Annotated in this window: 13 protein-coding genes; 4 read left to right on the top strand and 9 right to left on the bottom strand. The window is 28.4% G+C overall.

The window, feature by feature from the left end; translation table 11 throughout:
- Positions 1-425 precede the first annotated feature (425 nt).
- Together gluD and IC174_RS17160 are read right to left on the bottom strand one after the other, a co-directional pair.
- Complete coding sequence (gluD, locus tag IC174_RS17155) at positions 426-1,691, bottom strand: Glu/Leu/Phe/Val family dehydrogenase (RefSeq protein WP_227434603.1); 1,266 nt, start codon at positions 1,689-1,691, stop codon at positions 426-428.
- Positions 1,692-1,818: 127 nt separating this feature from the next.
- On the bottom strand, positions 1,819-2,643 hold the full coding sequence (locus IC174_RS17160; protein WP_227483537.1) for an ATP-binding protein: 825 nt from the start codon (positions 2,641-2,643) through the stop codon (positions 1,819-1,821).
- 270 nt (positions 2,644-2,913) lie between these two features.
- Here IC174_RS17160 and IC174_RS17165 point away from each other — a divergent pair, with 270 nt between their 5' ends.
- Positions 2,914-4,101: an SAM-dependent methyltransferase gene (locus IC174_RS17165; RefSeq protein WP_227434601.1), complete on the top strand. Its 1,188-nt coding sequence runs from the start codon at positions 2,914-2,916 to the stop codon at positions 4,099-4,101.
- Between the two features lie 143 nt (positions 4,102-4,244).
- Here IC174_RS17165 and IC174_RS17170 read toward each other — a convergent pair whose 3' ends face one another.
- From IC174_RS17170 to IC174_RS17185, 4 genes are all read right to left on the bottom strand, one after another.
- Entirely contained in the window at positions 4,245-5,471 is a 1,227-nt protein-coding gene (locus tag IC174_RS17170; RefSeq protein WP_227434600.1) for an NAD(P)/FAD-dependent oxidoreductase, read from the bottom strand.
- Positions 5,446-5,919, bottom strand: a complete 474-nt coding sequence (locus tag IC174_RS17175; RefSeq protein ID WP_227434599.1) for a 4Fe-4S dicluster domain-containing protein — start codon at positions 5,917-5,919, stop codon at positions 5,446-5,448. Before IC174_RS17175 ends, IC174_RS17170 begins: the two co-directional genes overlap by 26 nt.
- Entirely contained in the window at positions 5,912-7,813 is a 1,902-nt protein-coding gene (gene cooS, locus IC174_RS17180; protein WP_227434598.1) for an anaerobic carbon-monoxide dehydrogenase catalytic subunit, read from the bottom strand. Before cooS ends, IC174_RS17175 begins: the two co-directional genes overlap by 8 nt.
- Before the next feature lie 170 nt (positions 7,814-7,983).
- Complete coding sequence (locus IC174_RS17185; RefSeq protein WP_227483538.1) at positions 7,984-9,051, bottom strand: CapA family protein; 1,068 nt, start codon at positions 9,049-9,051, stop codon at positions 7,984-7,986.
- 284 nt (positions 9,052-9,335) lie between these two features.
- Between IC174_RS17185 and IC174_RS17190 the strand changes: the two genes are divergently transcribed.
- On the top strand, positions 9,336-9,506 hold the full coding sequence (locus tag IC174_RS17190; protein WP_009888017.1) for a DUF362 domain-containing protein: 171 nt from the start codon (positions 9,336-9,338) through the stop codon (positions 9,504-9,506).
- Between the two features lie 213 nt (positions 9,507-9,719).
- Here the strand turns inward: IC174_RS17190 and IC174_RS17195 are convergent, their stop codons facing one another.
- Together IC174_RS17195 and IC174_RS17200 are read right to left on the bottom strand one after the other, a co-directional pair.
- Positions 9,720-10,265, bottom strand: coding sequence for an FmdE family protein (locus IC174_RS17195; RefSeq protein ID WP_413926949.1), 546 nt, complete (start codon positions 10,263-10,265; stop codon positions 9,720-9,722).
- 147 nt (positions 10,266-10,412) lie between these two features.
- Complete coding sequence (locus IC174_RS17200; RefSeq protein ID WP_227434586.1) at positions 10,413-11,045, bottom strand: redox-sensing transcriptional repressor Rex; 633 nt, start codon at positions 11,043-11,045, stop codon at positions 10,413-10,415.
- 135 nt (positions 11,046-11,180) lie between these two features.
- Here IC174_RS17200 and IC174_RS17205 point away from each other — a divergent pair, with 135 nt between their 5' ends.
- Both IC174_RS17205 and IC174_RS17210 read left to right on the top strand, forming a co-directional pair.
- A complete protein-coding gene (locus IC174_RS17205) occupies positions 11,181-13,094 on the top strand; it encodes an ABC-F family ATP-binding cassette domain-containing protein (RefSeq protein ID WP_227483540.1) in 1,914 nt (637 codons plus the stop codon).
- A 15-nt stretch (positions 13,095-13,109) separates the two neighbouring features.
- Positions 13,110-14,486, top strand: a complete 1,377-nt coding sequence (locus tag IC174_RS17210; protein WP_227483541.1) for an MATE family efflux transporter — start codon at positions 13,110-13,112, stop codon at positions 14,484-14,486.
- Positions 14,487-14,635: 149 nt separating this feature from the next.
- On the opposite strand, the gene IC174_RS17215 is transcribed toward IC174_RS17210, so the two are convergent.
- A complete protein-coding gene (locus tag IC174_RS17215) occupies positions 14,636-15,286 on the bottom strand; it encodes a Crp/Fnr family transcriptional regulator (protein ID WP_227434583.1) in 651 nt (216 codons plus the stop codon).
- Positions 15,287-15,442: the final 156 nt, after the last annotated feature.

Raw genomic sequence — 15,442 nt, forward strand, 5'->3', positions numbered from 1 at the left:
AAACTAGTTTTTGATTTCCTTTACAAAACCTCTTTTATTTAAATCATATTTATTTTAGAAATATATTTATTTTTATTTAATATTTTTTCAATTAAGTTTATAAAACTATTTTTATTTAATTATAGCTTATTCATAATTAGCACGTCAATTGACAAGAATTAGTTTAAGTCATAAATATAGACTCTATCTAAAACCCATTAATATTACATTGTAAATGTTTTGAAAGTAAATAATTTTAATTGCATCAACTTTAGTTTTATTGCTTCTAATTGTATTTAATTTTTTTCATAAGTTACATTAATATGTTCTACAAAATAAAAAATGACCCAAATCACTTTGAGTCATATAACTTTTAAGGACTGTACATAGTACAGCCCTTTTTATATATTAAATAATTATATCCTATTATTTATTAAGAGTAAATTCTAGTACCATCCTCTTAATTTCATAGCTTCAGCAACTCTCTTAATTGAATGCATATAAGCAGCTTCTCTCATTGTAACATTGTACTCTTCTTTGATTTTCCAAATAGATTCAAATGCTTTAACCATAGCTACTTCTTCTTTTTGCTCTACTTCTTCTTCTGACCAGTAGTATCCATATAAGTTTTGTACCCACTCGAAGTAAGAAACTGTAACTCCACCAGCATTAGTTAATATGTCTGGAGTAAGAACTATTCCTCTTTCAGCAAATACTTCATCAGCTTCTGGAGTAGTTGGTCCATTAGCAGCTTCACAAACTAATTTAGCTTTTATAGATTCAGCAACTTCTTTAGTTATAGAGTTTTCTAATGCAGCTGGGATTACTATATCAACATCTGAAGCCCAGAACTCTTCTAAAGATATTCTCTTAGCTCCTGGGAAGTTTAATAAGTTACCATGCTCTTTCATATGATCTAACATAGCTTGACCATCTAAACCATTTTCATTGTATATAGCATAAGAACCTTCTGATTTACACCATTCAGCCATAGCTACAACAGTACCACCAAGTTTTTCACAGTTAAGAACTGTGTAAGAACCAACGTTTCCTATACCTTGAACAGCTAATTTAGCTTTTTTCATATCTATTCCTAATTTAGCAGCAGCTTCTCTTGCAGTTACAGCAACACCAAATCCAGTAGCAGCTGTTCTTCCTAAAGAACCACCAAATTCAACTGGTTTACCAGTTAAAACACCTATAGCACTTTGTCCAGTTAATTTATTATATTCATCAACCATCCAAGACATTATTTGTCCATTAGTGTTTACGTCTGGTGCAGGAACGTCAACTTTTTCACCTATTAATTTATATATTCCATCTATGTATCCTCTACTTAATCTTTCTAATTCACCTTGAGATAAAGTTGATGGATCTACTATTATTCCACCTTTACCTCCACCATATGGTATACCTGTTACAGAACATTTGAAAGTCATCCATATAGATAAAGCTTTTACTTCGTCTCTTGAAACATTTGGATGGAATCTTATTCCACCTTTTGTTGGCCCTACTGCATCATTATGTTGTGATCTAAATCCTTTAAAAGTTTTTATAGAACCGTCATCCATTTTTACTGGAATTGAAACCTCAATAACTCTCATAGGTTCTTTTAATAATTCATAAACTGCTGGTTCCATACCTAATTTATCACATGCATTTTTTACTTGAGATTGCGCCATCTCGAAGACATTTACATCTTTTCCTGACATTTGAAAGCCCCCTTATAAATACGTTATAATTATGTATACTCCATTTAGAAAAACCATTTCCTAAATTTACAGTTTAATTATAGCACACTTTATTGCAAATTAGTATATCATTTTTTCAGTTTATTTTTTAACATGGGAGGAAGTTTATTTTTTTAATTTTATGAATGTTAATATCTATTTTTTGTACATTAACTAAAGTCATTCTCTCAATAGACTTTTTTATTATCTGTTGCATACTTTCAATTTTTTTTATAATTTCTAAATCATTGATATTTATACTTACAAAAATATTCATAAAATTATTGCAATTCTCTATATTGATTTTATTTATTCTATCAATGCTTCCAAAGTTGTACACTTCATATTCAATTATTTGTTTAATTACATCTGCATCAATATAAACTTTGCCAATATAACTAAAAGTAGGTCTTATAATTGTCTTTTCTAAAACGACCATATTTATATTATTTCCTTTTCTAAAAAGCCTTTTTAATGGATTTATACTAAGACCACTTGTCATATTTTTTATTTCAACTGCTGGAACAGGAATTACATGATTTCCTTCTTTTCTAGATTGTTTTGCTATTTCTATTTCATATTTAGTACTTATATCTTGAATATTTATAAATTTATAAACTTTTCCGATTGATAATCTATCTACAATCTGATTAATCATTTTTTTTGAAGTTCCTATAACAAGAATCTTATTTATATTTTCCTTCTCTATTACCTCTCTAACCTTCTGCCGATGTTCTAAATTATAAAAAATAGCTCTTTTAACTGCCTCAACAGTAGTCTTTGCTTGTTTTGCTGATATACCTTCTAAAACTTTATTTCTATATATTAAAATACCATCATCAATTATATAATCTATGTCATTTTCATATGCAAACTCTAGTGCCTTATAACTTTTTCCTGTACCACTTGACCCAACTAAAGCATATACTTCCATTTGATATCTCCTTTATTAAATAGTTTCAGACTAATTGCTTCAAAACTTTATTATTAATTAAAGTTATTATATCACTACTAATTGAATATTATATCCAATACTAAAATTTATAAAATAAATAAAATACTAAAAGATAAGATTCCTTTATAAAGTAAAAAGTTGATTCAACGAAAAATCAACAAAAAAAATTTTACTTTTTAAAAAAAAGGAATATAATATACTTTAAAGCAAGGAAAACTTACTGGATTTACATTAAAAGGAGCTGGTAATATGAACATTACAAAAAATTTTTTAAAAGACTATTTAGAAAAATTTAATGAAACACCATTTCTAGTTAGGCTTAAAGACGGGGAAGAATTTCTAGTTGGAGATAGCTCTCCTCAATTTAAAGTTATTGTAAATAATGATATTAGCAAATCTGAATTATTAAAAAGTACATCTTTAGCACTTGGAGAGGCCTATATAAATAGAGACATTGAAATTGAAGGAGATTTATTTTTAACCTTAAATCTACTTCTAAAACAAATAGACAAATTTAGTATTGATAACTCAGCTGTAAAACATTTGCTACATTCATCTAATTCGATGAGACATCAAAAGAAGGAAATACACGCTCATTATGACATTGGAAATGATTTTTATAGTTTATGGCTAGACAAAACACTTAGTTATTCTTGTGCATATTTTAAAGATGATAATGATAATCTTTACGAGGCTCAGGTTAATAAAGTTCATCACATATTAACTAAACTAAATTTAGAAGAAGGTATGAGTCTTCTTGATATTGGTTGTGGATGGGGATTTCTATTAATAGAAGCTGCAAAAAAATATAAAATTCATGGTGTGGGAATTACACTTAGCGAAGAACAATTTAAAGAGTTTAATACTAGAATTAAAGAAGAGAATCTTCAAGATTACCTTGAAGTAAAACTTATGGACTATCGAGAACTTAAAGAATCAAACCTTACATTTGATAGAGTTGTTAGCGTTGGTATGCTTGAACATGTTGGCAGAGAAAACTATGAACTTTTTATTAAAAATGTAAATGCTGTCCTAAAAGATAGTGGATTATTTTTGCTTCACTATATAAGTGGCTTAAAAGAATCTTATGGAGACCCTTGGATAAAAAAATATATTTTCCCAGGTGGAGTTATCCCTAGCTTAAGAGAAATGATACATATTTGTAGCGATTATAACTATCATACTATAGATGTTGAAAGTTTAAGATTACATTATGTAAAAACTTTATTATCTTGGCATGAAAATTTCTATGATAATCTTCCTAAGATTAAAGAAATGTTTGATGATAAATTTATAAGAATGTGGGATTTATATCTTTGTTCTTGTGCTGCTGCTTTTAATACTGGCATTATAGATATACATCAAATACTTTTCACTAAAGGCATAAAAAATGATTTACCTCTAACTAGAGATTACATGTATTCTTGTTCAAAATAGATATTTTTATAAATTAATCAAATTTTGAACTTAATTATAAAAATAGAGCTATCTTTAAGTAAAGATTTTTATAAAGTAAAAATTCTCTATATTAAAATAGCTCTATTTATTATATTCTTTATAAGCTTCTATTCAGCTATGTATTATACACTATAACAAAACTCTCCATTTTCTTTTATGTTAAAGAAGTCTGCATAACACACATCAAATATCCTATTTTCTAAATCAGATATTTCAACCTTATTTTTTATCAAATAAGTTAATACACCTACATATGAAATATCTCCTTGTATAACTGCTCCATAGATTATATTATCTTTAAAAATAAACTTTTTATAACAATCATTTCCATGTCTAGTTAATACTTTATAACTATCATCTACAGGTGTATTCATGCCTATAGAAATGGTTGGTATATCCATAAAATTCATACTATTTTTAAAAGCAAATTCATCTTCTACCTTTTTATCTTTTCCAACCATATTGTGTGCAGCTATAATTCCTTGTTTTACAGCTATAGGCCAGATAGCATTTTTACCTACAACATCCCCTGCTGCATAGATATCTTTTTGCGTTGTTTGGCATCTATCATCTATTATTATGCCTCTATCATATTCTATTCCTGTTTCATCTAAAAAGTCAGCATTAGGTTTCACTCCTGTAGCTACGATTACCATGTCTGCATCAAGAATTTCTCCATTTGAAAATGCAACACCTTTAACATCTTTACTATCATCTAAAACAATTTCTTGTATTGATGCACTTGGATAAAATTTTACGCCTTTTTCTTTAAATTTATTTTCGTATACTGATGCTGTATATTCATCTAATTGTCTATCTAGAATATATTTTTCCATAAAGGCCACTGAAATATCCAGCTGTTCATATTTAAATAGACCAATTAAAGCATCTATTCCAACTAATCCTGCCCCTATTATAACAACTTTCTTTGATTTTTCTGCCTTCTCTTTTATTTTATAAATATCATCTATGTTTCTTACAGAGTATACAAAATTTCCTTCTCTTAAATTCTTTATAGGAGGAATAGCAGAAGATGCACCTGTAGCTATTAAAAGCTTATCATAATTTACAGCGATGTCTTCCATTTGAACTAGTTTTTTATCTGTATCTATTCCTTTAACCGTTTTACCTGAAATCCAGTTTATGTTGTTTTTCTCCATAAAGTCTTCATCAACAAAGTTTATTTGCTTTAAAGTTCTGTGTTCAGATATAACATGATGTAGCATACATCTTGAGTATATATTTTCATCTTTAGAAATTACCACTATATTAGAATCTTTATCTAATTCTCTCAATGTTTTTGCTGCATTTATACCAGCAGCACTAGCCCCTAACACTACATAATTCATCATTTTCCTCCTTCTGTAATTCAATTGCACCACTTGGACAATTAGCTACACATCTAGGATATTCTTCATCTTTACATAAATCACATTTAAGTATGTTTTGCTTGCTTCTATCATCTGGTTTTAATAATCCATATGGACAAGACATTACACACATATAACATGAACCACATTTTTCTTCATCATATGAAACGATTCCACTCTGACTATCTTTATGCATTGCACCACTCATACATGCTAAAGCACATTCTGGCTCATCACAGTGTCTGCAAAGAATTGGAACTGGATTATTATGTTTGCTATCTAGTTCTATATGCCCTCTACTATCATTATCTACATTTTCTAAATCAAGAGTATACATGTTATAATCTTTATTATGCTTTAACATACAAGCTAATACACAACTTTTACAGCCTGTACATAAATCTTTATTTATAAAAATTCTATGCATTACATTCCACATCCTTTAACCCTAAATTTTTTCTTCTGTCTATTATTATTTGTTCTAATTGATCAGCTGAAGATTTAGGATCTGGATTCACTATAACATGTCCTCCTGTTAAGTCTTTTAATTTTTCTGTTAATACCTCTGTTACTAACTTTCCTCCTGTTATAAATGGAGGTAATGCTAAATGAAGAGGTAAACCAAGAGCAAGTCCAAAAGCTCCATCAGCTAATGCTTGTTCTTCCAACCATTGTGGAGCTGAAAGCACTAATGGTAATTGTGGTAAATCTATTCCAAGCTCAGCCGCTAACTCTGTTGCTACTATTTCAAGTCTACCTATAGCTAAACATGGCCCGAAATTTAATACTGGTGGTATTCCTAAAGTCTTACATACTTCTTTTAAGTTTTCCCCTGCTAATTCTTCTGCTCCAGGTGACATAAGACCAACATTTTCTAATCCTCCAGTAGAACATCCTGCTGAAAGTACTATAATATCTTTTTTAATTAACTCCTTAGTCAATTCAACAGTATTTATATCATGACCTCCTGCTGTCATATTTGAACATCCTACAACAGCTGCAACCCCTTTAATTTTTCCTTCTGCAATTAAATTAATAAGAGGTTTCCATGAATCTCCTAAAAATGCTTTTAAATTCTTTTCACTTACACCAGTTAAAGACTGCTCAAATCCATGGTCTTTTGGTATATCTATTTCAACACTTCCTCTTCTCTCCTTATAAGATTCTAGTGATTTTTGTATTAATGAATTACTAAGTTCATCTAAATTACTTCTATCTAATTCTATATATTCTGCATTTGCTTTTTTAGCAACATCATCTAAGCAAACCATTTTTACTTTATACTTATCTGCTATTGGCTCAAGTCCAGGTATAGTACAGTTAAATTCAGAAAGAACTATATCTATTGCTCCAGTTGATAAAACAGCTTCACTTGTAAAGTTATTACCCGCATGACCAGCAAATACTTCTTGATAATGTTCTCCTCTTAATTGTAAGTCTTGACCAACACATGTACATCCTACTAACTTAAATCCTTTTGCCCCAACAGATTGAGCTAACTTTATAACATCTTCATCTTTTAATCTATCTTGGAAATTTGCAAATGTTGAATGTTGATGACCTGTTATCATTATATTTATGTAGTCTGGATCTATTACATTAAATCCTACAGGAGCCATTCTTATAACTGGTTCTCCTAACATAACATCATTTAAAAGATTCGTTAGAGTAAGACCATATAACCCTGTTGATATTCCTAAATTTAAACAGTTAACTAACATGTCTACTGGGTCACTGTTTAAGTTTGTTGATGATTTTACTATTGCATCAAATACTTCTGATTTTGCACCACCAGGCATTATGCCTAACTCTTTCCATTTTTTTACTCTAGGTGCATAAGCTATTTTTTCTACTAATTCCATCTTGTCATCTCTTGATTTATATAAATCATTTATAACTTTATCAGCTACTTTTATACATTTATCGTATTTTTCATCACTTTCTATTCCAAACATCTCTGCTAATTGATTTAATGTTTTTTCTCCCTTAATAACACCTTTAGTTATTCCAACATTTTTTAAATTCTTAGCTGTATTTTCTACCACATGTAAATAACAAGCTGCTCCTGATGCTACTGCTCTTAAAAAGTTTCTTGCTACTATAGTATCTGCATCTGCTCCACATACACCTCTTGGTGATTTTGGAGTTACTCTACATGGTCCATTTGAACAGAGTCTACAACAGACTCCTTGAAGTCCAAAACCACATTTAACCTTTTGATCTTCTGTTCTATGAAATGCTGTTTCAACATCCTTTGAAGCTACAAAACTTTCTAATTTCTTGTCCGCACTTTCGCACATTTTACAAGTGTTACAAGCCATTACAAATTCCCCCTTATATTTTTATATTAAAAAAGTAGATTTGATAGTATTATAGCAATTGACTATAATTTAACTATTAAAATCTACTTATTTAATACCACGTTTTCCCAACTTTAAAACAAAATATAAATTATTAAAATAAATATATATATTTATTTTTTTTTACACTTTTAATTATTTAAATCTTTACTTATTTTTTCTAGCTTATTTAAAACTCTATCTTTCTCACTTCCATCTAGTACTTTTGGTTGATAATTATTCCTAGAACTACTAGATGTTATTGCTGTTGGTATTATATTTGGCTCTTTAATTGAAGATAGTTTATTATCTGAGAAGGTAAAAGTTTGTTGATATATATAGCTATCTGTATCAGAAGGATTCTTATTTCCTCCAAAACAAAAATTTCCTAAACTGTAAGCTATATACTTATCTTTATACTTTTCTATCCCTTGAACTACATGAGGATGAGAACCTATAACCAGGTCTGCACCCTTATCTATTGCATAATGAGCAAAATCTTTTTGTTTTTTATCTGGAGAATATTCCAGTTCTATTCCCCAGTGAAAATAAACCATAACAACATCTGACTTCTCCTTTATGGCTTTAATATCATCTTCCATTTGTTTTAAGTTTTTTTCATTGTATTCAGTTGACAATCCATTATATCCCAATAAACCTACTTTAATTCCATTAACATCTATTACTGCGTCTTTACCTAAACCAAAATAATTTATCTTATTTTCATCCAGTATGAACTTTGTATCTTTCATACCTTCTTCAAAATAATCCTCTGAATGGTTATTTGCAACACTTACTGCCTCTACACTTCCAGACTTCAAAATGTTTATATATTCTGGTTTGCCTTTAAATGCAAACTTCTTCTCTTTCGCCTTTGATGCATTAGTAAGAGGACCTTCTAAGTTAACTACTGTTAAATCATCTTTTTCAAATATAGATTTTACATTTTTAAGAAAATAATCATAATCTTTTCCTTGTCTTTCAAATTCATGGTCGAAACTACCATAGTATGATGAACCTTTATAGTTTCCCATAGTTACATCACCAGCAAAACTTATAGTTATATCTTGTTTTACAGGCTCTCTTTTTTGTTCTTCAACCTGACTTTGATTATTATTAGAATCTTTTTTAATGTTATTTTCCTTCTCAGAATTATTAGAACACCCTACTACAAATAACAATAAACTCATAATACATATGTAAACTAACTTATTTTTCATGTTAAATCTCCTTTAAAGCAATAAATTCTTAATAAAATATACTCTTTTAAAAGTATAACATTTTTAAATGTACTCCATACATAGCTTTTAAACTTTAATTTTATTTTTAAGGTAAACTTCTCTAAGATAAATAAAAATATAAGCAGATTAAACTTTATTGTAAAACTTTAAAATAAGAATATCATAATAAAGTTTTTGTTGTAGAATTAATTTAATTGTTATATTCAATAATATTTGTTATAATGTTATTGAATTACAATACATATAAAAGGGAGGATTTCAAAATGGCATATAAAATTACTGACGCTTGTATAAGCTGTGGTGCTTGTGAGGCTGAATGCCCTGTTAGCTGTATATCAGCTGGAGACGACGCATATGTTATAGATGCTGGTTCTTGTATAGACTGTGGTTCTTGTGCAGGAGCTTGTCCTGTAGATGCACCTCAACCAGAATAATAATTGGTTATTCATAAAGAGACTGGCTTAATTTGATTTTATCAATATTAATCAGTCTCTTTTTATTATATATAAATTAAATAATATTTACTTTTAAATATCATTACTTTACTCCATTGAAATAAAGCATTTATTTCTATTGTATAAATTTAATAGTATTGTATATAATCCTTTTCTTTGACTCTTTTATTGTTATGTATAAACCTAATATCTTTAATTTGATGTTTCTTTTCCCTCTTCATAAAATCTTTCGTATTTGCTAAAGCAATCAAGACATACCTTCTTACTATCTTGAATTCTTATATATTGCTCAGGTGCAAACTCTCCACACACTTCACATTTAAGAGACTTAAATATTCTTGCCTTTTCTGGAAGTCTTAATTTTGTGTCTGTAATTTCAAATATATCTTCAAATTCACTTTCCAATAAGTATTTTTTATACCCTTCTCTATCCATATCAAATGGTTTTGACTTTACATATATTCTTATAGACTTTCCATTTTCCCTATTAAAAAAATGGTATACTGATTTCCCTGTCATTCTAAGCAGCAAATTCCCTTTACCCATTGTACAACTTAATACAACTTGTATACCATCTATTCCACATGCATCATTTTCAGAAATACATACAATTTCCTCATCTCCTGATTGTTTACATCCTAAATATTCTCTTGCTGCAAGTGCCGCTTTAAATCCTATAGCTAAACCTGGACATTCATGACCATGAAATTCAATTGCTTTTTTCCATAATTCCTCCACAAAACTCACGCTCCCTAATATTATTTATTTGCATACATTATTTAAACTTTTATCCTAATATTTTAAAAAGCCAGATGATTTAATATTAAATCTTCTGACTTTCTCAATACTCTTCATAGTTACTTATTATTAATATGTTTAAGTTGTCTACTTTCCTTCTTTCATCAAATATGATAAAGTAAATAAGCTTTCTGTTAGGTTTACATTTTCAACTATAACACCTTTCGGAACTTCTAAATCTAATGGTGCAAAATTCCATACACCTTTTATTCCAGCTTTTACAACTCTATTAATAACTTCTTGTGCTCCATTTTTAGGTATACATAATACAGCAATATCTATATCATTGTTTTTTATAAACTCTTCTAAAGTGTCTGAATCTAACACTTCAAATTCTCTTATCTTTAAACCTATCATTCTAGGATTTGCATCAAATAAAGCTTTTATCTCGAATCCAGCTTTTCTAAATCCTGCATAATTGGCTATAGCTTGTCCTAAGTTACCTGCTCCTACAAGAACTGCATTATATGGTCGGTCTAATCCAAGTATTTTACCTATCTCAGTATGAAGGGCCTCTACATTATAACCATACCCTTGTTGTCCAAATCCACCAAAGTTGTTCAAATCTTGTCTTATTTGAGAAGCAGTAAAACCTATTATATCACTCAATTCTTTAGAAGATATTCTTTGTATATCCCTATCTAATAAGTCTCCAAGATATCTATGATATTTTGGGAGCCTTCTTATAACTGCCATTGATATATTTTTATTTCCCAACATTTTCACCTCCTAAAAGTGTCCTCTTTTTTGTTTGATTCACAATAAAATATTTCTTTTTCAAAACTAATACATATAACCTTGATTATATTATATCAAAACATTATAATTTTAGATAGTTCAAGGAGGTAGAAATTTATGATTGTTTTGTCATGTAACAACTTAAATAAAAGTTTTGGTATAGATTCTATATTGGAAAATATTAGTTTTACAGTAAATGAAGGCGATAAAATTGGTATAATTGGCATTAATGGTACTGGAAAAACTACTTTATTTAAAATAATATCAGGAATTTATGGCTATGATAGTGGAGATATTTACACTTCTAAAGATTGTGAAATCGGATATTTAGAACAAAATACCAATTTTTATTCGGATAATACCATTTTAGAAGAAGTGTTGGAAGTTTTTAAAGATTTGATAGATATGGAGTCCTATTTAAGAGAATTGGAAGTTAAAATATCTGAGGAAAGCACAAAAACAAACTCTCCAATTTTAGAAAAAATCATGGATGAATATTCACATAAGTTGGAATTATTTTCAGATTTAAATGGATATGGATATAAGTCTGAAGCTAAGGGAGTTTTAAAAGGATTAGGATTTAGTGACAATGATATGGATAAACCAATAAGTATACTTTCTGGTGGTGAAAAAACTAGGGTTCTTTTAGGAAAATTACTTCTTAAAAAACCAACTTTATTATTACTTGACGAGCCTACTAACCACTTAGATTCTGAAGCAATAGAATGGTTAGAAGTATTTTTAAAACAATACAAAGGTACTGTTATGCTAATATCTCATGATAGATATTTCTTAGACCAAGCTGTAAATAGAATTTTTGAAATTCACAATAAAAGACTTAGAGTATATAATGGTAACTATTCTAAATTTGTTGAACTGTCTAAAATAGAAAAAGAACTAGAACTAAAAAAATTCGAAGACCAACAAAAAGAAATAAAAAAACAAGAAGAATCTATTGAAAGACTAAAGGCGTATGGTCGGGAAAAGCACCTAAAACGTGCAAGAAGCAAAGAAAAAGCATTGGATAAAGTGGATGTTTTAGATAAGCCAGAAGCTTATAGAAAAAAAGCTCGTATACAATTTACTCCATCTGTTCAAAGTGGGAATGATGTCCTTCAAATTAGAGACGTCTCTATGGGATATGGAAAAAGAATACTTTTTAAAGATTTAAACTTAGACATATATAGAGGAGAGAAAGTTGCTCTCATAGGTGCAAATGGCATTGGTAAGTCTACATTATTTAAAATAATAACTAATGAGCTACAACCTATTAATGGTAATATTAAATTTGGAACTAATGTCCATGTTTCTTACTTCCATCAGGAACAAAAAACTCTTAATTTGGATAACACTATAATTGATGAAATTTGGGAAAACAATAATCATCTTACTCAAACCACTTTAAGAAATATGTTAGGAGCATTTTTATTTGTTGATGAAGAAGTTTTCAAGAAAATTTCTACATTAAGTGGTGGAGAAAGAGCTAGAGTGGCTATACTTAAACTTATATTATCAAATGCAAATTTCTTATTGTTAGATGAGCCTACTAACCATCTAGATATTGATTCTAAAGAGGTTCTTGAGGAAGCATTAACTAATTATGATGGTACTATATTTACAATATCACATGATAGATATTTTCTAAATACTGTTGTAGATAAGATTCTTGTTTTAGATGAAGATGGAGTTACTGAATATTTAGGTAACTATGATTATTATATTGATAAGAAAAGACAAGTTCAAGAAATGAGTATTGTTGAAGAGAAAGAAGAAAAAACAAGGACTCAAATAAAAGATGAAAAAAGAAAAGAAAGAGAACAAAGAGAATCAGAAAAGAAAAATAGGATAAAAAGGCAAAGTATAGAAAAAGAAATTGAAAAACTAGAACTTAAAATTGAAGAATTAGATGTGCTATTGTGTCAAGAAGAAGTATACTCTAATCCTGAGAAAGCTAAAGAAGTCAGTCAAGAAAAAATCAGTTTAGAAAATGAACTTTCCTCTCTATATGATGAGTGGGAAGAGTTTATGTAAAAAGGAGAGGATTATTTGCAAGCATTGTTTTCTTTAAAGGATGAAAATAAAAGGTTTTACAAGATACTTCTATCTTTATGTATACCTATTATCATACAAAACTTAATTTCTACATCTGTAAATGTAATAGATACAGTTATGATAAGTAGTTTAGGTGAAGTATCTGTAGCTTCAGTTGGAGTTGCAAACCAATTTTTCTTTCTTTTTAATATGTCTCTGTCTGGTATTACAGGCGGGGCTGGAGTTTTTATTTCACAGTTTTATGGAAAAAAAGATATTAGTAATATAAGAAAGGTTACAGGTCTTACCTGTATATTAGCACTTGCTTTAAGCTTTGTATTTGTTATCCCTGCTCTACTAACACCAAAACCAATAATACACATATTTTCTTATGATTCAGAGGTTGTAAGACTTTGTATAGACTATTTTAGTATCGCAGTATTTAGTTATCCATTGATAGCTATAAGTACAGTATTTAGTACTGGTTCTAGAGGTGTTAGGAATCCTAAGTTGGGTATGATTTGCAGTGCATTTGCTCTTGTAACAAATGTTATTTTAAATTATGGATTTATATTTGGTAATTTAGGGCTTCCTGCATTAGGTGTAAAAGGAGCTGCTTTAGCAACTGTAATTGCAAGAATATGCGAATTAATTTTAATACTTACTTATGTGTATTTTTATAAAAAAGACTATATATTAAAATTTGGGTTGAAAAATCTAAAGGCTATCGATAAGATTTTTATCAAATCTTTTTCATCAAAGAGTTTCCCTATATTTGTAAATGACTCTGCATGGGCAGTTGGAACTGTCCTGTATTCTGTTGCTTATTCAAGAGCAGGTACATCTGCTATAGCAGCAAGTCAAATAGCAACTAGTACAGGTAACTTCTTTATAATGACTGCTGTATGTATTGCATCTGGTGCATCTATTATGCTTGGTAATGAACTTGGTGCTGACCATATCAAAAGAGCCATTGAATATGCTAAGAAATTTTCTATACTAGTGTTTTTAGCTGGTTTAATACTTGGAGTTATTTTAATTTTAAATATCCCATTATTATTAAAGATGTTCAGTGTTTCTGATAGCTTGTCTTCTGATATAACTAAAATATTTTTTATAATGGGTATACTAATGGCTCTAAAATCATTTAATACATTAATTATAATTGGTATTTTGAGAAGTGGTGGAGATACTAAATATGCTCTATTTTTAGAATTAGGATGTATGTGGTTAGCTTCACTTCCTTTAACTTTTATAGCTGCATTTAAAGGTGCACCTATATTCATCCTTGTTCTACTCACTTACAGTGAAGAAGTTGTAAAATTTATATTTGGGGTACCTAGAGCATTATCTAAAAAATGGGCTATTAACATAGTTAAGGAAATTGATTAATAACAATAGTGTATTTTAGTAGTATATAATACTTTAAAATAGTATCACTGAAAACAGCTAAATTATTTCTAGTTTTCAGTGAAGCTATTTTTTATTTTTTATATAAATTATTATATTATATTTTAATTAAATAATAATAATATTAATAACTATTTATCTTCTAAAAATTCCTTTACTTCAAAGGCTAATCTATGTAATTTATCATAATTCAAAACTTCATATGTGCTATCTATTTTTTTAATTATACCCTTTTCAATTAAATTCAATAGGGAGTGGTATCTACTTTTTCTACTGATTGAATAAATTTCACTAAAATTACGAATATGCTTTGCTTTACATATACTATGCTCTTGTTTTTTTAAGATACAATAAGCAATAACTTCCGTACAAGAAAATAATTCTCTTACCATTCTAGTTTTGTACAACTCATATATTCTTCTTGTACATTTACTGTGAAATAATTCAATAAAATCTCTTTTAAGATATAACTCATCAAATACATCTTTTTTAAATCTAAATAATCTTATATTAGTTTTTGCAAATATATCACATTTCAAGTTATGTTCATATATATAACTAATTTTACCTATAAATTCATTTTCTGGTACAATATCAACAAGAAATTTATTTCCTCCTCTAGTGGAACATTCTACTAATGCAACTCCCTCTATTATAAAAAAGACTTCTTGCAAATCTTCATCTGATGCTACAAATCTTTGCCCTTTTTTATATTCAACAATGGATACTTGATTTAAATTATTTTTAATAATTGGGTATATGCTCGTCTCTTCTGCTTTCATTAAATTCTCCTTTTATGATATATTGTATAAAATATTCTATTTATATATTTTAATTTAGATTAATTTTTAACAAAAGATAATATAACAATTAAATTAATCTTGACAAATCTATTCTACTCAAGCAGAATAAACTTATACATATATATTTTCATATAT

The organism is Clostridioides sp. ES-S-0001-03, assembly GCF_020676075.1.
Classification (GTDB): Bacteria; Bacillota; Clostridia; order Peptostreptococcales; family Peptostreptococcaceae; genus Clostridioides.

Excerpts from the sequence above, each read along its gene's own strand:
- IC174_RS17200 (WP_227434586.1), bottom strand. The coding sequence starts at position 11,045 with ATGTTGGGAAATAAAAATATATCAATGGCAGTTATAAGAAGGCTCCCA.
- IC174_RS17170 (WP_227434600.1), bottom strand. The coding sequence starts at position 5,471 with ATGAATTATGTAGTGTTAGGGGCTAGTGCTGCTGGTATAAATGCAGCA.
- IC174_RS17205 (WP_227483540.1), top strand. The coding sequence starts at position 11,181 with ATGATTGTTTTGTCATGTAACAACTTAAATAAAAGTTTTGGTATAGAT.
- gluD (WP_227434603.1), bottom strand. The coding sequence starts at position 1,691 with ATGTCAGGAAAAGATGTAAATGTCTTCGAGATGGCGCAATCTCAAGTA.
- IC174_RS17175 (WP_227434599.1), bottom strand. The coding sequence starts at position 5,919 with ATGCATAGAATTTTTATAAATAAAGATTTATGTACAGGCTGTAAAAGT.
- IC174_RS17160 (WP_227483537.1), bottom strand. The coding sequence starts at position 2,643 with ATGGAAGTATATGCTTTAGTTGGGTCAAGTGGTACAGGAAAAAGTTAT.
- IC174_RS17190 (WP_009888017.1), top strand. The coding sequence starts at position 9,336 with ATGGCATATAAAATTACTGACGCTTGTATAAGCTGTGGTGCTTGTGAG.
- IC174_RS17165 (WP_227434601.1), top strand. The coding sequence starts at position 2,914 with ATGAACATTACAAAAAATTTTTTAAAAGACTATTTAGAAAAATTTAAT.
- IC174_RS17185 (WP_227483538.1), bottom strand. The coding sequence starts at position 9,051 with ATGAAAAATAAGTTAGTTTACATATGTATTATGAGTTTATTGTTATTT.
- cooS (WP_227434598.1), bottom strand. The coding sequence starts at position 7,813 with ATGGCTTGTAACACTTGTAAAATGTGCGAAAGTGCGGACAAGAAATTA.
- IC174_RS17215 (WP_227434583.1), bottom strand. The coding sequence starts at position 15,286 with ATGAAAGCAGAAGAGACGAGCATATACCCAATTATTAAAAATAATTTA.